Annotated in this window: 18 protein-coding genes and 1 pseudogene; 11 read left to right on the top strand and 8 right to left on the bottom strand. The window is 52.6% G+C overall.

The features are described 5' to 3' along the window. Positions 1-8 precede the first annotated feature (8 nt). A complete protein-coding gene (locus QEH52_RS07050; RefSeq protein WP_308949393.1) occupies positions 9-623 on the bottom strand; it encodes an NADH-quinone oxidoreductase subunit C in 615 nt (204 codons plus the stop codon). Positions 624-626: 3 nt separating this feature from the next. Beyond that, entirely contained in the window at positions 627-1178 is a 552-nt protein-coding gene (gene nuoB, locus QEH52_RS07045; protein WP_308949392.1) for an NADH-quinone oxidoreductase subunit NuoB, read from the bottom strand. Between the two features lie 233 nt (positions 1179-1411). On the opposite strand from nuoB, the gene QEH52_RS07040 reads away from it, so the two are divergent. Beyond that, positions 1412-2128 (top strand): type II secretion system protein, encoded by a 717-nt coding sequence (locus tag QEH52_RS07040; RefSeq protein WP_308949391.1) that lies wholly within the window; start codon positions 1412-1414, stop codon positions 2126-2128. A gap of 128 nt (positions 2129-2256) precedes the next feature. Continuing rightward, a complete protein-coding gene (locus QEH52_RS07035; protein WP_308949390.1) occupies positions 2257-3924 on the top strand; it encodes a putative manganese-dependent inorganic diphosphatase in 1668 nt (555 codons plus the stop codon). Between the two features lie 289 nt (positions 3925-4213). Here the strand turns inward: QEH52_RS07035 and QEH52_RS07030 are convergent, their stop codons facing one another. From QEH52_RS07030 to QEH52_RS07010, 5 genes are read right to left on the bottom strand one after another with little or no spacing between them, the layout of a single operon-like run. Next, complete coding sequence (locus tag QEH52_RS07030) at positions 4214-5026, bottom strand: inositol monophosphatase family protein (RefSeq protein WP_308949389.1); 813 nt, start codon at positions 5024-5026, stop codon at positions 4214-4216. Beyond that, positions 5026-5901, bottom strand: coding sequence for a tetratricopeptide repeat protein (locus QEH52_RS07025; RefSeq protein WP_308949388.1), 876 nt, complete (start codon positions 5899-5901; stop codon positions 5026-5028). The genes QEH52_RS07030 and QEH52_RS07025 overlap by 1 nt, the downstream gene beginning before the upstream one ends. A gap of 2 nt (positions 5902-5903) precedes the next feature. Continuing rightward, positions 5904-6746 (bottom strand): ABC transporter permease, encoded by an 843-nt coding sequence (locus QEH52_RS07020; RefSeq protein ID WP_308949387.1) that lies wholly within the window; start codon positions 6744-6746, stop codon positions 5904-5906. After that, positions 6743-7636 (bottom strand): ABC transporter ATP-binding protein, encoded by an 894-nt coding sequence (locus QEH52_RS07015; RefSeq protein WP_308949386.1) that lies wholly within the window; start codon positions 7634-7636, stop codon positions 6743-6745. The genes QEH52_RS07020 and QEH52_RS07015 overlap by 4 nt, the downstream gene beginning before the upstream one ends. Positions 7637-7644: 8 nt before the next feature. Further along, complete coding sequence (locus QEH52_RS07010; protein WP_308949385.1) at positions 7645-7905, bottom strand: acylphosphatase; 261 nt, start codon at positions 7903-7905, stop codon at positions 7645-7647. A 111-nt stretch (positions 7906-8016) separates the two neighbouring features. Here QEH52_RS07010 and QEH52_RS07005 point away from each other — a divergent pair, with 111 nt between their 5' ends. From QEH52_RS07005 to QEH52_RS06965, 9 genes are all read left to right on the top strand, one after another. Beyond that, positions 8017-9606, top strand: coding sequence for an NAD(P)/FAD-dependent oxidoreductase (locus tag QEH52_RS07005; protein WP_308949384.1), 1590 nt, complete (start codon positions 8017-8019; stop codon positions 9604-9606). A gap of 145 nt (positions 9607-9751) precedes the next feature. Then, on the top strand, positions 9752-11839 hold the full coding sequence (locus QEH52_RS07000) for an ATP-dependent DNA helicase (protein ID WP_308949383.1): 2088 nt from the start codon (positions 9752-9754) through the stop codon (positions 11837-11839). A 28-nt stretch (positions 11840-11867) separates the two neighbouring features. Next, on the top strand, positions 11868-12584 hold the full coding sequence (locus QEH52_RS06995) for a PP2C family protein-serine/threonine phosphatase (RefSeq protein WP_308949382.1): 717 nt from the start codon (positions 11868-11870) through the stop codon (positions 12582-12584). An 11-nt stretch (positions 12585-12595) separates the two neighbouring features. Further along, the gene (locus tag QEH52_RS06990; RefSeq protein WP_308949381.1) at positions 12596-12910 is read left to right on the top strand and encodes a tetratricopeptide repeat protein; all 315 of its coding nucleotides are present in this window, start codon (positions 12596-12598) and stop codon (positions 12908-12910) included. Between the two features lie 14 nt (positions 12911-12924). Further along, complete coding sequence (locus QEH52_RS06985; RefSeq protein WP_308949380.1) at positions 12925-13299, top strand: DUF1294 domain-containing protein; 375 nt, start codon at positions 12925-12927, stop codon at positions 13297-13299. A gap of 242 nt (positions 13300-13541) precedes the next feature. After that, entirely contained in the window at positions 13542-15656 is a 2115-nt protein-coding gene (gene fusA / locus QEH52_RS06980; RefSeq protein WP_308949379.1) for an elongation factor G, read from the top strand. Between the two features lie 261 nt (positions 15657-15917). Continuing rightward, on the top strand, positions 15918-16514 hold the full coding sequence (locus QEH52_RS06975; protein ID WP_345785453.1) for a LemA family protein: 597 nt from the start codon (positions 15918-15920) through the stop codon (positions 16512-16514). Between the two features lie 21 nt (positions 16515-16535). Further along, entirely contained in the window at positions 16536-18458 is a 1923-nt protein-coding gene (locus QEH52_RS06970; protein WP_308949377.1) for a M48 family metallopeptidase, read from the top strand. Between the two features lie 138 nt (positions 18459-18596). Continuing rightward, positions 18597-19775 (top strand): AI-2E family transporter, encoded by a 1179-nt coding sequence (locus QEH52_RS06965; protein ID WP_308949376.1) that lies wholly within the window; start codon positions 18597-18599, stop codon positions 19773-19775. A gap of 11 nt (positions 19776-19786) precedes the next feature. On the opposite strand, the pseudogene QEH52_RS06960 reads toward QEH52_RS06965, so the two are convergent. Beyond that, positions 19787-20386 (bottom strand): annotated as a pseudogene (locus QEH52_RS06960) (hypothetical protein); the annotation flags it as partial.

Raw genomic sequence — 20386 nt, 5'->3', positions numbered from 1 at the left:
TTTAAAGATTACTCTACTGGTTTCTCCTTTTGCTCGTTCCAGCTCTCATCACGAGCACGAGGCTCTGTTTGACTCATAGGACCATCCGCTGAAGAAACGAAAGGGCCGCCGGCCATCGGTGCAGGCAGCACCTTCGCATTGGTGGACTCGGCCACGTCATCTGCTGGAAAAGGTGTCTCAATACCAGCCAATGGGAAATCTTTACGCAAGGGATGATAAGGATATTCATCCCACATCAAAATACGACGCAGGTCGGGATGCCCCTCATAGTGTATCCCCATCAAATCATAAGTCTCGCGCTCGTGCCAATTCGCAGCCGCGTATAATCCGCAGAGCGAAGGTAAGCTGGGGTGAATGCTATCGGCGCAGTCGACCGCAATGCGTAGATACTCATGCTTTGTCGTTGATAGCAGATGATAGATCCCCGTGAAACGGGGGCTCTGAGCATCCCAATCCACAGCAGTCACATCCAACAACAAATCGTAGCCTAACTCGTCCCGCAATGCGGTGCAGAGCTCGACCAGCTGATCCGCTGGACAATTAACCGCCAAATGATCTGCAGATTCGCGTTCTGTCAGATAGTCAAAACGCTCCTTCAATTGAGCAAATTCGCTCTTGGCCATGGTTTAGCTTTCCTTTCCGGCTCCTGCCAACTCCGCTTCTGCGGGCTTGGCATTTCGGGCGGTCAAGTTTTTGACCGAACGCTCCCGGCCAATCTTGTCCTGCAATTTAATCATCGCATCCAGTAGTGCCTCCGGACGCGGAGGACAGCCACTAATATATACATCAACGGGAACGATACGATCGACCCCCTGTAAAGTTGCATAAGAACGGTACATGCCGCCCGTGCTCGCACAGGCGCCCATAGCAACCACCCACTTCGGCTCGGCCATCTGCTCGTAAATACGACGCACAACCTCCGCCATTTTATAAGTCACAGTGCCCGCAACGATCATACAATCGGCCTGACGAGGTGAAAATCGCATGACTTCCATACCGAAACGAGAAATATCAAAACGCGAACCACCGGCCGCCATCAATTCAATCGCGCAACAGGCGAGACCCATAGGCATCGGCCAGACCGAGTGCTTGCGAATCCAGTTTATTACAGCATCCGCTTGAGTGACAATGACTTCACCCTCCACTTTACTATCGTAGGCTACGTTTGTGTTTTGCATGTTAATCTTATAGGCTCGAATATCGACTCGCCCTCAAGGCTCAGGCAACTTAGTTCGCCCCCAATCCCATGCAAGCAACAATTTAAAATTATAACAGGAAGATAAAATCTCACAAAAATGATTGGACTTGAGGAGCGAAGCTTCCTAGCCTTGAAACTTTATTATTCAACGGGAGAGCAGCACGCCTCTCCTACCCCACAACAACAAACAAAAATACACCAAAACAGTTTTATATGATGAAAACTAAATCCACCCCCCGCTCAGGTTTCACCCTGATTGAGCTACTTACTGTTATCGCGATTATCGGCATCCTTGCCGCAATCCTTATTCCGACTGTTGGCGCAGTTAAGAAGAAAGCCTCGATGGTCACATCCTCGAGTAATTTGCGTCAAATCGCACTGGCTTACGCCAACTTCTCAACATCTGGCACTCGCACACGCTCCATTTCTGATGATGGTGCATGGGCAGCAGGCAAAACTCAAGCGACAACAACTGCTGGATGGGCACAAGTTATCGCAGAATTCGGCGGCTTAAACGATGGCTCGCTCTACTTCATCACATCAGCAGATGATGTTGCCAGCTATGCCTCAGCAATCCCTAATGTAATCATTACAACCACTACTGGCACAGCCGTTGCCTCAACGGATTGGACCGCGGCAAAGGATATAATCAGCTATGATATGGCTGCGGGATTAAGCCCCAATGCTCAATCCACAGTCACCCCCCTAATTTGGACCAAAGGCCATATTGATGGCACAGGCAAATGGGATGATAATTCTCCATGGCTTGGTGAAGGTGGCCACATTGCTTTCGTAGACGGCCACGTAACCTACTACGAAGACACTACAGACGAGCTAGTCAAGAAAACCGACAGTTCAAAGACCGCGAGTATTGAAGATGCAGTCGGAACAACCGCGACAATCCTAGAATCTAAACTACCAGGTTCTTAATAACGAAAATTTAGCAATAGTCTAAAGAACAAAACCTCAGCCTCTTACAAGGCTGGGGTTTTTCTTTGCTCAAAGCCATGACTTTGACGTTGTTGAAAGCATAGAGATTACTTTTATTACTTCTATCTATGACCGACCCAATCTATATCTTTGGCCACAAAAACCCCGACGCGGACGCGATCTGCTCGGCTCTCGCTTACGAAGCTTATAAGCATGCGATCGGCCAGACGCAATATGTGGCCGCTCGCTGCGGAAACTCAAACGCCCGCATTGATGCAATCTTGGAACGCTTCCAGACGCCACTGCCACGCTTTATAGGTGACGTCACGCCTCGCCTCGGCAATATTATGCAAACCGAAGCACTCACCGTGACGCGGCAAAGCACCTGCGCGGAAGCATTGGAATTGATCGACAAATACGATGTACGCGCGCTGCCAGTTGTCGATGAAAACGGACATATTGAGGGCTTGGTTTCTATTTTCCAATTAGGCGAATTTTTTATACCCAAACCACGCGAACCGCGCTCTATGCGTCGAGTGCACACCAGTGTGAAATCGATCATCGACTCACTCAATGCGACGGTCCTACACTCGGATCACCAAGACGACCTAGAAGAGCTCTACGTGCGCATCGGCGCCATGGACATCCGTTCGTTCGGAAGCCACCACAAAGAGAACGGACTGCCGTCTGACCGCAGCATTATCATTGTAGGCGACCGCTGGGACATTCAAGAACGTTGCCTGCAACTCGGCGTGCGCTTGCTGGTTATAACTGGAGCGCTCGAAGTCGACGAAGATGTAATCGCACGCGCGAAGGAGCGCAACGTGTCTCTAATCGTGAGCCCCTACGATTCTGCAACCACCTCCTGGATCATTCGCACCGCCACTCATATCGATGGACTCATTGACCCCGAAGTTAGCTGTTTCAGCGCCGAAGATCGCATTTCCTCAGTCAAGCGCCGCATCGCCAATAACAACGACCCACTCTACTTGGTGGTGAACGATCACAAGCAATTGATTGGCGTCTTTTCGAAGAGTGATATTTTACGCCCCAGTCACACAAAAATTGCGCTCGTCGATCACAATGAGCTCGGACAAGCCGTCAATGGAGCCGGTGAAGTACAAATCACCGAAATTTTAGACCACCACCGCCTCGGTAACATTCCTACAGAGCAACCGATCTTATTCATCAATCGTCCAGTCGGTTCAACCTGCTCCATTGTGGCCGACATGTTTCGCGCGCAATCCCTCACTCCGGCTCCCAACATTGCCGGCATACTAATGGCAGGGATCATCTCTGACACCTTACTCTTAAATAGTCCCACCACCACGCCACTCGAAGGCGAGCTCTTGGATTGGCTTGCCCCAATTGCGGGGATTGATCCCAAGGCCCTCGCCGATCTAATCTTTACCGCTGGATCTGTCGTCATAAACAGCGAGCCTGAGCAAGTCATCAGCTCCGACTGCAAGATCTACAGCGAAGGTGAACTGCGCTTTTCAGTCTCTCAAATCGAAGAACTAGGCTTCGATAATTTCTGGAAGAACGAAGACGCCCTCGACAATGCGCTGGAAGCCTACCGCGCAAAAGAAGAACTCTACTTCAGCTTTCTACTGGTTACGGATATCAACACGCAAGACTCCCTACTCGTCGTCGCAGGCAATGAAGAGCTCAAGGCAGCCATCAACTACCCACAACGCGGCCAGAGTAACATCTACGAACTGAAAAGTATTGTCAGCCGTAAGAAACAGTTGATCCCTTACATTTCCTCCTTACTCAAAACCATGGGAGTGGTGTAAGCGCTCAACTCAGATCGTGGCGAGGCTGTTTAGAGCCCACTTGCGAATGAGCGGTCACTTCCTAACCGCGAACTTCAGTCTTCGCACTTAAAACTCGACCCCGTTCGCATAGGGCTAGCCGCGGGCAGCGGAACATCCGAACCGAGGCTAAAGCACTCGGCTACCGAAAAAGCGAGCATCGAACATTGAACATCGCATACATCATCAGTAGCGGGGCTCTTTAGACCCCGTTCTCTCCTGCCCAGCCGCAAGCGCGAAAAAGCATCGGAACCGAGGGCAAATAACTCGGCTACGACAAGGCGTTCAGCTCAGCGACAAACGAGTCCGCTCCAGCGTAGTAAGGCGTAAAGCCCATTTTGGGGTGGAAACGTCGCAATGGAAACGGGGATGCTTCGATGAAGGTCCATTGCAACCCGGCTGCTCGACAGAGCGCATAGGCGGCTGCGATGTCCCAAACTTTAATACGGTGATCAATCACTCCAGTCAAATAGCCAGTGGCAACGTAGGCTGCGCTTAAAGCTCCACTGCCCAAGCAGCGCGCTCGATACTTCGCGAGCAAGGGAGCTAAGCGCTCCAACTCCTTTGCTGGCATCGGAAAGTGCAAACCGACCATGGTCTGCGCATCCGCTACGGTCTTGTTGCGATCGAGCTTCTTCTGATTACGCAATAAGCCACGACCAGGGCCGCCTTCCAGTAGATCCTTTGTGCTGTGATCGTAAATAAAGCCGTAAACAGGCTCCCCATCCAATAACAACGCCAGCGAAATGGCGCAAAAGGGGCAACCCAGTGCATAATTATTGGTGCCATCGATCGGGTCGACCACCCAGGCAAAACGCGCCTCCAGCTCTAATACCTCGTCCAGGGGGCTGGCCTCCTCACTACAATAATCATCCTGCGGAAAGTCGCGGCGCAACTCCGCGAAGAGTTTTTCCGAAATTGCGAAATCTGCAAAAGTCACCCGGGTATCATCTTCTTTCCACTCCGATGCGACATCGCCAAACTGGCGACCAAAGAATGCGACTTGGTCACGCACAGCGACACGCCCCGCATTAATACGGTGACGCAGTTGCGCATCCAACTGGGCTTTGGCTTGGCGGTTCATTAATGCGCATGCCCCGCATGGTCGTGAGGCTCAGGCGCATCGAATGCCGGTGCCCCACGTGGCTCTTCTAGCATCGGCTCGACTGCTGGCTGAAAGCGTTGCCAAAAGGGAATCTTCAGCGTATTTTCAAGCTCACGAATACGTTCCAAAATAATACCTTTCTGCGCATATGGCACATTGGGCAGTTCACGGTGCAAATCTTTAAGGTAGCTATACGCCTCCGTATCCAAACCTTGCTTACGCAACAGTTCAGCATAGATACGCGCCGCATAATATGGCGCATCCGCTTGCTGAGAGGCTGCTAAGAACCACTCGGCAGCCCGTGCATCATCCTTCAGTCGATTCAGATAAATCTGCCCCTTTTCTAAGTAGAGCTTGGCCTTATCCGGATGAAATTTCAGCGCTTCGTCGAGCAAATCAAAAGCTTGCTGCGCTTGATCGTAGTCGATCGCTTGCTGACGCACCTCGGGCACAGCATCATAGCCCCCCTCTTCGCGTATTCGCCAATTAGGTACATCGTAAGCAATCATGCGGCTACCGTTGATCCAGAAAAAGTCCGGGCGCGGGTCCAAGGTGGTGACGAGGCGAACCATTGCGTCGAGCTTCACTCGATCCCGTCGCTCCCAGATGGTATTGGTTCGTATCCATAGGAAATCGGCCAAAATCGCGCGAAAGCCGCCCAGCACGCCAACGACCAAGCCCTGTCCCAGCGCGCCTTCAATCGCTTCGAGATTCATTTCTGGCTGACCTGCTTTCACAACTTTCCAAGCTGGCGCCTCGATGGGGCGTGTTAATAAACCGAGCAGCAACAAAATCAGCAGGATCGTTAAAACCCGACTAAGTCGCACTATGAGTGGATGTTGCAACACAGACATCTCTAGATCTCCCGTCGACGAAAGTTAACTTGGGCCAACAAAATAAATGCGCAGGTATATATCAAACCATAGGCAGCAAGCCGCAACACCGTAGTCAGCGGCAACGCCTGCTCCACATCAAAAACCAATTGATCTCCGATATTGAACAATTGAAAATTAGGAAAAATCAACCCCAGGCCCATTACCAAAAAGCGCTCTAGACCAGCCTCCATACCAGAATAGGCATCACGTGCAATGTATTGGAGTTGGCAAATAATCAGCACAAAGAACGACACAATGATGGTATAGAGATTCGTATTCGAAAAGCTCGCCACGAAAAGCGTAATCGCTGCGAGTATGCCAAATTTTATCCACTGCAGGAAACCGAATACAAACACATCGCCATAACGAACAAGCGGCCCGTCAAGCAGGACATCCTCTCCCAAGCGCGCCAACAAAGCTGCCTCGCGCCAATACAAAATACCGCTAAGCACTAAAGTAATGACTAAGCTGAAGCTCAACATCAACAAATGAGCCCCTAGGAATTTGCCTGCCAAGAACTCTAATTTGTAGACCGGCTTGGCCAGCATAGTGAGTGCGGTGCGGTTTTCTATTTCATTAAAGAAGAGCTGCGTGGTAGCGGTGATCGACAGGATCGACCCAAAAAAGAAAAGAGCTCCAAAGCCAAAGTCGGTTATAAACTTCAACTCTCCTGTTCCGAAATCGAACTGTTGAAAAAAGGTCGAACTGGCCACCAGTGCGATCGAAATAATCAGCAGCGAGTTAAAGAACTTCTGCCGGACCGCCTCCAAAAAGGTCGTGCCCGCGATCAAACGTATTCGTGTAAATGAATTTAAAAGACTCATGATTTCTGGCTCCCGGTTTCCACTTGCTGGGCGGCGTGCTCGCTTTCGCGCTGGTGCACCTCTTTCAGGAAATAGGCATCCAAACTCAAGCGCGGCTTCTCAATTCGGGCCAAGGTTCCACCTTGCGCCAGAATCGTCGCTTCGACAGCGGCACGCCCTTCGGGACTGAGGCCTTCCACCACAAGTGACTCAGCATTCTTTTCTTCCACTAAATCATCGACACGTCCCTCACGCACGAGCTTGCCGCGATGCAGGATCGCCACGCGATCACACAGGCCTTCTATTTGAGCGAGCAAGTGTGAGGAGAGTAAGACCGTTTTCCCACGGCGTTTGAGCTCCCGCACGATGTCAGCAATCGCGGCGGAACCCAGCGGGTCCACCCCTGCAGTGGGTTCATCCAGCATGACTAGTTGCGGGTCATGCACCAGTGATTGCGCCAGGCCGATGCGTTGCAACATACCCTTGGAATAGGTGCCCACGCGACGGTCTGCAGCCTCGCTCATACCGACCAGTTCCACCACCGACTCTACGGCTTCATTGATCTTCGCTCGCGGCACCATGCACATGCGCGCATAGTAGCGCACTAACTCGCGACCAGTCAGGTAACGATAAAAATAGGGTGCTTCGGGCAAAAAACCTACGCTGCGCCGGGCATCCACTTGCTTACTAGGCTTGCCGTAGATCTCGCAGGTACCCGTCGAGGCCTCTAACAAGCCAAGTATAATTTTAATTGTGGTGCTCTTACCGGAACCATTGGGGCCAAGTAAGCCAAAAATTTCGTTGTCGCCCACCTCAAGGCAAAGATCATCGACCGCACGTAACTTCACGCCGCGCATGCCGACCGAAAAGTCTTTGGTTAAATTCTGAATGCGAATGGCTGGGGTATTCATAGTCACGGTTATTGTTCGATGCGAAAACTTTGGCAAGCACGAGCGCCGCTGTCAGTCTGAATTTCAGTCTCGCGAATATAATCCTGCAGCTCAAAGGCCACTTCTGCTTGAAATTCGCGCACTTCAGCCTCAGCCCCCTCCGCATACAGCAACACCCGCCCGTCGATTAAATTACGCACATTCCCCGTGACTTCGAAGCCCTTCGCGACCGACACAGTCTGATAACGAAAACCGACGCCTTGCACATGGCCTTCAAACCAGCAATTCATTTGAAAAACATGATTATCCATAATAGCTAAGCTTATTAGAATCTCACTGGTTGCAAGTGCATTAGAACCTTGTCTCACTGGTTTTTTAAACTCAGAAATATGAGTTTATACATGACAGACGCTACCACAGACCCCACAGGCCCGACGCTCGTCGATATCATTTTGCCATTGGAGCAATCCGAGCAAATCGCAGCGCAAAAAGCGGCGGTGGCAGCTAAATTGGACCTCCCCCTCGAACAGGTGGTGGACCTACGCCTGTGCAAGCACTCGATCGATGCCCGCCAGCGCACGATCAAAGTACAGTTACGCGTGGAAGTCGGCATCGGGAAACCGCTCGCACCCGAAGCTGAACTAGCCCCCGATTACCCGACCGTGCCGGCGAATGCGCGCGAGCTCGTAATCGTCGGTTGTGGCCCGGCAGGACTCTTTGCTGCCCTGCGCGCGCTCGAACTGGGCCTGAAACCAATCATTTTAGAACGCGGCAAAGATGCATCCGCACGCCGCTTCGACCTTGGCCCGATCCTGAAAGAAGGTCGCGTCATCGAGGATTCCAATTACTGCTTCGGCGAAGGTGGCGCTGGCACTTTCTCAGATGGCAAACTCTACACACGTGCGAAAAAGCGCGGTCCCGTGCGCACAATTTACGAAACACTGGTCGCACATGGCGCACCTGAACGCATTCTGATCGACGCCCACCCACACATTGGCTCCAACCTACTACCCAAGGTGGTCATGGCCATGCGCGAATCGATTCGCAAGGCAGGCGGCGAAGTGCACTTCGGAGCGAAAGTGGACTCGTTTCTCTTAAATGCAGATCAAATCGCCGGTGTGCGCACCACCGACGGGCGCGAATTCCTCAGTCAACATGTCATTCTGGCGACCGGACACTCCGCTCGCGACATTTACCAGCAACTGCACGCGCAAGACATTCGATTGGAGCAAAAGCCCTTCGCCGTCGGCGTGCGCATCGAGCATCCACAACCGCTGATCGACAGCCTGCAATACCACACCCCTCGCGACGCAGCGCGCCCCGAATTGTTGCCCGCGGCTAGCTATCGGCTCGCCACAAAAATCGATGACCGCGGCGTGCACTCTTTTTGTATGTGCCCAGGCGGCTTTATCGTGCCCGCAGCCACCGAAAATAACGAAGTTGTAGTCAACGGCATGAGCCTCGCTCGCCGCGACTCCCCCTTCGCCAATAGCGGCATGGTCGTCACTGTAGAGCCCGAAGACACTACAGCTTTTCAAGCTCAACATGGCGTGCTGGCAGGCATCGCCTTTCAAAAAGAACTCGAGCAAGCCGCCAAACTACATGGAGGCGGCGGGCAAGTCGCACCCGGCCAGCGTGTGACTGATTTCATGCGAGGTCAAAACTCCCAGCAACTCCCCGCAACCAGCTATTTCCCAGGCATTACGCCCGCCCGCATCGACGAAATTTTGCCCGAATGGATCACCACTCGTATGCGCCGCGGACTCGACATTTTCGGCAAACAGATGCGCGGCTATATCACAGAGGAATGTAATTTAATCGGCTTCGAAACCCGCACTAGCTCACCAGTGCGCATCCCGCGCGACGAAAAGAGTCTGCAGCACCCCGAGATAGCTGGACTATTCCCTTGCGGCGAAGGCGCTGGATTTGCAGGTGGCATCGTGAGCGCCGCACTCGACGGCATGCGCTGTGCAGAAGCCGCAGCTCGATGAATGAAACAATGAAACTACAAATTCTCATAGTTTCGCAAGAATCAGTAGTGGTTGGAGTCCCGCCTTTAGGCGGCAGCGCATGCACGACTTTCACGACGCAACCGCCTAAAGGCGGGACGCCAACTTTTCAAAACGACTTCGCAACATGATCGGATTCATCGAAAATTCAGGCGGGGGCAGCGATACGCCTAATGTGGAAAGACCGAAAGGCTACTTGGTCGCGCTCATTGACAGTATTTTCAAACAGGGCGGCTATCTACAAAATGAAATGCAACTGGACCATCGCCCGGAGCAAGCCGCCATGGCTCTCTCGGTCGCCAGCTCCCTCGAATCCGACCAGCCACTCCTGTTCGAAGCCGGCACAGGTGTCGGCAAAAGTCTCGCATATTTGGTGCCTGGAATCATTCACTCGATCAATAGTGAGCGCCCCTTCATCATCTCCAGCCACACCATTAGTCTGCAGGAGCAAATCCGTGAAAAAGATCTTAAGATCTGTCGCAATCTGTTTACCAAAGTGCCCGAACTGCGGCGTTACGGAGCCTTTAAGACCGCTCTAATGGTGGGCAAAGGTAACTATTGCTGTAGCACTCGTCTGGGCAACGCGCTCAAGGACGCACAATCCAGCAAGCAAACGGAAATGTTTAAAAGCGACGAGCGCGCCGACTTAGTGCGTATCGCCAGCTGGTCAGCCACCACTAAGAACGGAGTCATCCAAGAGCTCTCCCCCGCCCCACTGCCCGACGTATGGGATGCGGTCAACGCTGACAGCTCGACCTGCTCGCGTAAGAATTGCGACCCTGCCACCTGCTTCTATCAGCGCGCCCGCAAGCAGCTACTCTCCGCCAATTGTGTGATCGTCAACCACAGCCTGCTCTTCTCCTTGATCAACGCAGGCATGCAGCCTGAAGGTGATGTGCGTGGCATTCTGCTAGCCGATGACTTTGTGGTGCTGGACGAAGCGCACCGCATTCCTGCCATCGCCACCGATCACTTCGGCACCCACGTAAGCTCCTTCGCGGTGGACCGCGCGCTCAAACGTATTTACAACCAACGCACCAACCGGGGAAGCCTCCGGCGTCATGGTCAAGCCTGGGACCAAGATGCGGTCACCAATGCAATCGACGCCGCACACGAATTTTTCGGCTACCTAGGGGACACTTTCCTAGTCAAAAAGCCAATCCAACGCATTCATAAGCCGGACTTCTGCGACAACATCCTCACTGGCCCGCTCAAAGAAGTAGCCGAGCGCCTCGGAGCTCTGGTCCAAAAAAGTGATGACGAGCGTGTGCAAGACGAACTTCGCGATCACCGCCGTCGTATACTCGGCTACCGCGATGCCATCAACGGCTTCATCACCTTCGCAGAGGAGGACCACGTACAATGGCTCGAACGTGGCGGTAAAAAGGGCCAAATCATCACCCTACGCAGTGCGCCACTTGATGTCGCCCCCTACCTGCGTAAACACGTCTTTCAACGCGGCACAGCAGCCATCCTGGCCAGTGCCACCCTATCCGATGGCAACCATATGGACGCCTTCCAAGAGACCGTCGGCGGCCAAATCGCTGAAGCAGAAATCGTTGATTCACCCTTCAATTATAAAGAGAACTGCCACATCTATATCGCCAGCGATGCCCCACAACCGGAACCGGGGCAAGGACGCCTCGACCTGGATTATTTGGCGAATATGATTTGCTGGTGCGCCCGTCACGTTGAAGGTGGCACCCTCGTGCTGTTTACCAGTCACTTCGACTTGCGCCAAGTTCGTGAGCGCACTGAAGCCTTTTTCAAAAAGATCCAGCGCCCCTTATTCACACAAGGGCATCAAATGGCGCGCTCGGAGATCACCAAACAATTCGCCGCCAAAGGCAACGGCGTGCTATTCGGCACTGACAGTTTCTGGACCGGTGTCGACATCCCCGGCCCTGCACTGTCGCAAGTGATCATTGCGCGCCTGCCCTTCGAAAACCCTAGCCACCCAGTCAGCGAAGCCCGCAGCGAGTATATTCGCGCTCGTGGCGGCAATCCATTTGCAGAAATGACAGTGCCTGACGCATTGGTTAAATTCCGCCAGGGCATCGGTCGTCTCATCCGCCGCCGCGAAGACCGCGGAAATATCGTCATACTTGACTCCCGCATTTTGACAAAGCCTTATGGCGCACGTTTCTTAGAAGCACTCCCGGTGCAGAACTACCAACGATTCAATCGCGAAAATCGAAATTCTGTATTCGCATAATTTTCTTAAATTCGTACAATCACTCTTAATGCAAGTTACCTCCTACGGAACATCCGACCAAGGCAAAGTTCGCCACGCAAATGAAGATTCGCTCTTCTTAAACGACACGCATCAATTCTATGCAGTCGCTGATGGCTTGGGCGGTCTCCCCGGGGGTGCCGAAACCAGCCAACGCATTGTGCAGTTACTAGAACAGACCATGCGCAGCGTGGATTCGAAAGAAGAACGTGTCGACCTAACCGACCTAATCGTCGGCATCAATCAAATCGTTGCCAAAGAAGGCTTTGAGGCGCACCCATTCACCGGAGCGGGCAGCACCCTAACCATCGGTCAAATCGTAGGCGATCAGTTGTTAATTGGCCACGTGGGGGACTCCGCCGCCTATTTATTACGCGGCGAAGCCTTGGAAAAGCTCACCACTGATCACACGATGGAGCAGGAACTAATCGAACGCCAAGGCGAGTCGGCACGCGCCATCATGCCCCCCGAATATCCCCACACACTCACCCGCTGTGTGGGCCAAGGCGAAATCCTGAATGTCGATAGCACACAGATCACTGTTGAAACTGGCGACCGACTACTACTCTGCACCGATGGGCTGAATAAGGTGCTCTCCGACGAGGCTATCAAAGAAGAACTCACTCGTAAACAAAGCCCCAAAGAAACCTGCCAACAACTGATCCAAATGGCCAACGACAACGAGGGTCCCGACAATATCACGGTCATTGTCGTTCACATTTCATAAAGATCACTCCGATGAAAAAATCCGAAATTTTCCTGCCCAAAGTGGCCGCCAAGCCCGACAACATGCTCTTCCGCTTCAGCCTAGGACAAGCACTCTACGACGAAGGCGACACCGCAGCCGCCATCCCACACCTACAGAAGTGCGCCGACTCGCGCGATGACTGGATGCTCCCGCGCATACTATTGGGCAAGGCCATGCTACAAAACGGACAAACAAGCGCAGCGAAGCCAATCTTGGAAGATTCATTACAACTCGCAATAGTGCAACACCACGACGAGCCGGCTGCCGAACTACGTAACATTCTCGCGGACCTGGCCGACGCATAAGTAAAAAAAAGAGTATGAATCGCCACATCCCCATACTCATGTGCGGTATACTGCCCCTGGTGGCGCTCTACCAACTGTGCGGTCAAATCAACTGGCAATTCATCCTAGGCTACGGATCACTCATATCCCTGATAACTTTTGTCGCTTATTGGCAAGACAAACGCAGAGCTCAAAAGCAGCTTTGGCGCGTCCCAGAAAAAAGTCTCCATATTTTCGAACTACTCGGCGGCTGGCCTGCCGCCTACCTCGCACAACAAGTCTTCCGTCATAAGACTAGCAAACGAAGCTTTCTAATCGTCTACTGGTCTATCGTCGGCATCTACCAAATACTAGCTCTGGAATGGATCACCAATTGGCGCATCAGCCGCTGGCTCGGCTCCTTGATATGAGTTTTCGCAGCGAACTCATGCCGCGTTCCGCAACTCCCCTACTTAAAAAGATCGCGGGTAATTACGCTTAAATAATCATAAAAGAAGCTCGACTTCGAAAAACAGCTGTTTTCTTGCCTTGCAGTCTGGCCAACTAGGCCTAATCTCCGCCTCTTTTTTGGAAATTCAAGGCTCGGATCGAGCCCGCCGATGCCCTTCTAAACCACACACAAACAGACTCTTAACACACATACGATACGATCATGACCGACCTATCAAAATACAGAAATATTGGTATCTTCGCCCACGTGGATGCTGGTAAAACAACAACAACCGAGCGTATTTTGAAGCTCACTGGTAAAATCCACAAGTTGGGTGAGGTGCACGATGGTGCCGCTACAACTGACTTCATGGAACAAGAGCAAGAGCGCGGTATCACGATTCAATCGGCAGCCACAACCTGTTTCTGGCCAGGCTCAGAGCAGCAATATGGCAACCACCGCTTCAACATTATCGATACTCCAGGTCACGTGGACTTCACTGTTGAAGTTTACCGCTCACTTAAAGTGCTCGACGGTGGTGTGGGTGTTTTCTGTGGTTCTGGCGGTGTGGAGCCTCAGTCCGAAACCAACTGGCGCTACGCCAATGACTCCGAAGTCGCTCGTCTGATCTACGTCAACAAGCTCGACCGTATCGGAGCTGATTTCTACAAAGTCGTCGAGCAAGTCAAAAACATCCTCGGCGCCAACCCGCTGGTGATGGTTCTGCCAATCGGCACTGAGAGCAACCTCAAGGGTGTCGTTGACCTACTCACACGCACTGCTTGGGTATGGGATGACAGCGGCGATCCAATGGCATACGAGAAAAAAGAAGTGCCTGCGGACATGGTCGACAAGGTCGAAGAATACCGCGCGATGCTGATCGAAACAGCTGTCGAGCAAGACGACGATGCGATGGAAGCCTACCTCGAAGGCAACGAGCCTGACTTGGCGACTATCAAGAAGTGCATCCGCAAGGGCACCATCAACCTCGATTTCTTCCCAACTTACTGTGGTTCTTCTTTCAAGAACAAGGGCGTGCAGAACGTGCTCGACGCTGTTGTCGACTACCTGCCTTCTCCAACTGAAGTCAAGCCACAGCCTGAAGTGAATGCTGAAGGTGAAGAAACAGGCGAATTCGCCATCGTTGATGTCGACAAGCCACTCCGCGCACTTGCATTCAAGATCATGGACGACAAATACGGCGCCCTGACTTTCACCCGCATCTACTCTGGTAAGATCACAAAGGGCACTAGCGTGCTCAACACCTTCACAGGCAAGACAGAGCGTATCGGCCGTATCATTGAGATGCACGCCGACGAGCGTAACGAAGTGGAATCCGCACAAGCGGGTGACATCGTGGCCCTACTCGGCATGAAGTCAGTGCAAACAGGTCACACACTTTGCGACCCTGCACACCCGGCCACACTCGAGCCTATGGTGTTCCCTGAGCCCGTTATCTCCATCGCAATTAAGCCAAAGGACCAAGGTAACGCGGAAAAGATGGGCACAGCGATCGGTAAGATGGTTGCGGAAGACCCGACTTTCATCGTTGAAACCGACGAAGATTCTGGCGAAACCATCCTCAAGGGTATGGGTGAGCTTCACCTCGACATTAAGGTCGACATCCTCAAGCGCACATACGGCGTTGAAGCTGTGATTGGGAAGCCACAAGTTGCTTACCGTGAAGGTATCACTAAGACCGTTTCCGATTCATACACCCACAAGAAGCAATCCGGTGGTTCGGGTCAGTACGCGAAGATCGATTACACACTCGAGCCGCTCGAGCCAGGTTCTGGCTTCGAATTCGAATCGAAGGTTGTCGGTGGTAACGTGCCTCGCGAATTCTGGCCAGCAGTTGAAAAGGGCTTCAAAGCATCCACCGAAAAGGGTGTGCTTGCTGGCTACCCTTGCTTGGACTTCAAGGTCACACTTGACGACGGTGGTTTCCACGCAGTCGACTCCTCGGCAGTTGCTTTCGAAATCGCATCTAAGGCCGCATACCGTCAAACCATGCCAAAGGCTGGCGCCGAGATCCTCGAGCCTATCATGAAACTCGACGTTTTCTGCACAGACGACAAGATGGGTGACGTGATTGGCGACTTGAACCGCCGCCGTGGTATGATCAAGACTCAGGAGCCCACCAGCAATGGCGGTATCCGCATCAAGGCAGACGCTCCACTTTCTGAAATGTTCGGTTACATCGGCGCACTTCGCACCATGACTTCCGGCCGTGGTCAGTTCTCGATGGAATTCTCGCACTACGCATCCACACCACGTAACGTGGCCGATCAAGTGATCAAGGAAGCTCAAGAGCGCGAAGCAGCGAAAAAGAAATAAAGCTTTCGAGCACTGTTGCTCTATCAGCCGATAGAGATCAATATTTTACAAGGACCCCACTCCAACGAGTGGGGTCCTTTTTTTTGCATAGCTGAAGCTGCGACTCCCAATGAAGACACTCAGGTCACATAACCAGGGTTTGATTTTCTTTTTTCAGTAATTGTATTCGCAGCAATTCTTATTAATGATTAAAATTCTAAATAAAGAGCAAGCGTGCACCAAGACTGCAGCTCACATGACTCAACAAAAAGGAATATTATGATGATTGGATGGATACTATTAGCTATATTTGTGGCCTTCTGTGTAGTGATCGCGCTCTGGGTGATGGGCGTTTACAATGGCCTCGTCACTTTGCGCAATCGTTTTAAAAACGCCTTTGCTCAAATTGATGTTCAACTGAAGCGCCGTTATGATTTAATTCCCAATCTAGTCGAAACGGCCAAGGGCTATCTATCGCACGAACGCGAAACGCTGGAAGCAGTCATTGCTGCACGTAACGGAGCCGCTTCTGCTGGACAGGCTGCTGCGAGCGATCCAGGCAACCCAGACGCCATCAAGAATCTCATGGGCGCAGAGACTGCACTGACAGGCGCGATGTCAAAATTCTTTGCATTGTCGGAATCTTATCCCGACTTGAAGGCCAATCAAAATATGATGCAGCTCACCGAAGAACTGACCTCCACGGAAAACAAGATCGCATTTGCCCGCCAAGCCTACAACGACGCGGTCATGACCTATAATACAAAGCGCGAAGTCTTTCCGGCAGTCCTCTTCTCTAGCACACTCGGATTCCGCGAAGCACAGCTATTCGAGATCACAGAAGCACAGGAGCGTGAAGCCGTAAAAGTCAGCTTCTAAGCGAACTGCAAAGCTCTCACTATGGATTTTTTCGACGCCCAAGAACTGGCCCGCAAACGCACGCGCCTAATGGTGCTACTGTTCGCGATGGCTGTTCTGAGTATCGCTATCGCGTTGTATGCGGTGGTGGTCTTTGTCATGGAGAGCGGACTCTCTGATTCAAAGGCTCAAGTCGACACGCCCATGATATGGTGGCAACCGGAACTGTTCTTCGGCACATTTGCGGCGGTCTGCGCCTTAGTGGGCACTTGCTCGCTCTACAAGATCGCACAACTACGCTCGGGCGGTGGCTACGTGGCACGTTCAATGGGCGGCAGCCAAATTCAGCAACACACACAGGACCCCGACGAGCGCAAACTGATGAATATCGTCGAAGAGATGTCCATTGCCTCGGGAGTGCCGATGCCCGAAGTCTATCTACTGCCAGAAGATGGGATCAATGCCTTTGCGGCTGGCTTCAGTCCTGCCGACGCAGTTGTGGCAGTCACACGCGGTTGCATGCGCAGCTTGAATCGAGATGAGCTACAAGGCGTAGTCGCGCACGAATTTAGCCACATTTTGAATGGCGATATGCGCCTAAACATTCGCTTGATGGGAGTGCTGTTTGGCATTTTGGCCATCGCCGTGCTCGGGCAATTCTTTTTCAGAAGCACCGCACGCGCCAGCCTATTCAGCGGTGGTGGCCGTCGCCGCGACAAAGACGGCGGTGGAGCCGTGGTCGCAATTATGCTGATTGGCTTAGCCGTAATGGCAATCGGATACATCGGTGTATTTTTCGGTCGATTAATTCAAAGTGCGATTTCGCGCCAACGAGAGTTTCTGGCGGACGCTGCGGCCGTACAATTTACTCGAAACCCCTCAGGCATCGCAGGGGCATTAAAAAAAATCGGCGGCGCGCCCCTCCACGGCAGCATCGCCAATGCTCACTCGCAAGAAACTGCGCACTTCTTCTTTGCCAATGCACTCAAGTCAAGAAGCGTGCCGCTATTTGCCACCCACCCCCCACTCGAACAACGGATCAGCGCGATTGAGCCCAATTGGGATGGCCGCTTTGTCAAAACTGTCACACGCAGCAAACGCTCCAGCAACGCGCACAAACAAACGAAGCCACAAACGTCCCCCACCCAAGCGCATGACTTCATCAATAGTATTGGGCAAGTCAGCGCAGCTGCCATTCTCAGTGCAGAGCAAATACATGCTCAAATTGCTCAAGACTTGGATCGCCTACACCAAAGCCCAGAGGCCGCTACCGCAGTTTTGCTGGGCTTGCAAATCACAGCCAGCGCCAGCGCAGACGATGGCCCCCAATTACAAGTCATCAAATCGCGAGTCGATGGCGCGGTGTACCGTGAAACAAAAGCTTGGTTGCCACGCCTGCGTGCATTGAGCTTGAATCAACGCTTTGCTCTGTTCGAACTCGCGCTTCCGATGGCAGCGGCAAAAGGTATCGATGCATTGGCAGCCCAAGCTGATTTAATACGTGAACTGGCGCATAGTGACGGCGCAATCGAACTCGAAGAACTCGCCTTACTGCGCGCCGTCGCAACTTATGTGCGCACACGCCGCAGCCCTTCGCAGCAAGTAAAACCGCTTCCGCCGACACAGCTGGAAATGCCACTTTGCGTATTACTCTCAGCCATCAGCTATACGGCCGCAGTTGAACCAGAGGCGCGCGAGCTAGCCTTCCGAGCCGGCGCACGTAAATGCGATCGCTACCTATTGAAGCAATCCATTCTATTACCGGAAGAGGACATCAGCTTCGATGCCTTAGAGGCAGCATTAGACTTACTGGTCAACTTGCCCCTGCCTCAGAAAAAGGTGATCTTCGAGGGCGCACTCGCAGTCGTATTGGCCGACGGGAAAGTGGCCCAAGAAGAGCTCAGTCTAGTGCATGTCATATCAACTAGCCTCGGCTTACCCATGCCACCGCTCGTCTGTGAGTAATGCTTTAAAGCTCAGTTTAAATGTGAATATTTCACGCACACTCTGAATCCAAATTTAAACTCGAAGTATATTTGAGACCGATCAGGCCCGACGAAATACGAGATTGCGCTTCAACCGCCGACAACTTGGCTAGTAACTATGTCCGAAAACGATACACCCTTTCTCTCGCCCTCGCAAAAACGTATCGTCGCAGCAGGTGGCACAGCATTGGCGACTGTTTTCCTCGCATGCACGGCCTACTTTCTATTCGCGCTACTGCGCGAGTTAGTCACGCAATTCAAAGACGTCCTCTTACCACTCGCCATCGCAGCCATCCTCGCCACTCTACTGCGCCCCATCATCACTCTCTGCGAAACCAAGACACGCCTCAATCGCGTCGGCGGTATTATTCTACTCTTCGCGCTCGTTTTAATGACACTCGTGGCGATCGCCGTCTTTGTCGTCCCACCAGCCCTCGACAACGCAGGCGACTTTCTCAAAGCAGCCCCTGGTATGCTCACTCGCCTGTTAGAATCCGCCCAAGGCTTTGCCCCCTCCATCTGGGAGTGGCTGACTGAGCAACTCGGCGAATCGCCGGACGTCTATTTGATGAATTTCTTAGAAGGCAACACGGATCTATTAAAGCAAGCGCTAGCGCACGCTCAATCATCCGCAGGCTCAATGCTCGCATTTCTAGGCAGTATCTTTGGCAAAATCGCCGCCTATTCAATCATCCCCGTTTACCTCTTTTTCATCCTAAATGGCGATCGCAACATCTGGAAAGACATCGACAAACAACTTAGCTTCCTGCCGGAAGAGCGCAAAAAAGACCTCGTATTTCTGGCCAAGCAATTCAGCCAAATACTTGTTTCATTTTTCCGCGGACAAATCATTATCGGTCTCCTACTTGGCATCGTTTTAGCCATTGGCTTCGGAATCGTGGGGCTTAAGTTTGGCCTCATACTCGGCATAGTGCTCGGTTTACTCAATATCATACCCTATCTCGGTACCATGCTCGGAGTCGTCACCGTATTGCCCATCGCCTATCTACAGGACGATGGCGGCGTCGGCCTCATCATCGCCTGTGCCGTAGTGTTTATAATAGGTCAGCTATTGACCGACTACGTATTCACGCCCCGCATCATGGGGGATAAAACAGGAATGGGCCCCATGCTCATAATATTCTCCGTCTTCTTCTGGGGCGCTGCCCTAGGCGGACTCCTAGGCATGATCCTCGCAATCCCCCTCACCGCCTTCTTCCTGGTCTTCTGGCGCCTCGCACGGGAAAAATATTTACCCGCCCTGACCGCTAAAGAAGAAGAAGAATTAGAGTCTTAAAGCCGGTTGCCTCATCCAAATACCTGCCTTCGCAGCCCCTGAATCACAGTCAAGCCACCCCAATCACCACGCATCGCATTCACCTTCGGAGGATGCTTGCGCCCACGCTCCATTTGCCACGCACCCGTAAAGCCACGCACAAACTCAGCCGACCCCAGAATGGCACCGTCGGTAAAATAACGCACCCGGCAGCGCAGCATCACCGATTTCGGTAATTGCCCGCCCTCTTCATTCAGCACCTTCAAAGCAGCCGCACGCTCCACCTCAGACAGGCCAGCATCCGCCGCTCGCTGACCAAAGATCAACTGACGATGCTGCATCAAGGCCTCTGCCAAACCAGCTCCCGACGACAAGTGGTCACTCCAAACATGCAACAAACCAGCTCGACATCCCATCCGAGCTTCCACATTCGACTTGGAGTCTTCTGTGCCCCCTGAGCTCACAGAGCCAAGCGATGCCACCGCCTCCGCGTAGCCGCAGAAACGATAATCCTTCGGATCCTCGACTAGGCCCGCACGCACCGGATTCAGATCAATATAAGCCGCCATCGTTTGCAGCGGATTGCCATGCCCCTCGACCAAGACCGACTTAAAACGGTCCGCCCACAGAGT

The sequence above is a fragment of the Thalassobacterium maritimum genome, assembly GCF_031127805.1.
In the GTDB taxonomy this organism is placed as follows: Bacteria; Verrucomicrobiota; Verrucomicrobiia; order Opitutales; family Coraliomargaritaceae; genus Thalassobacterium; species Thalassobacterium maritimum.
The sequence above is the reverse complement of the archived record's forward strand: the minus strand, read 5'-3'. Positions and strand labels throughout refer to the sequence as shown.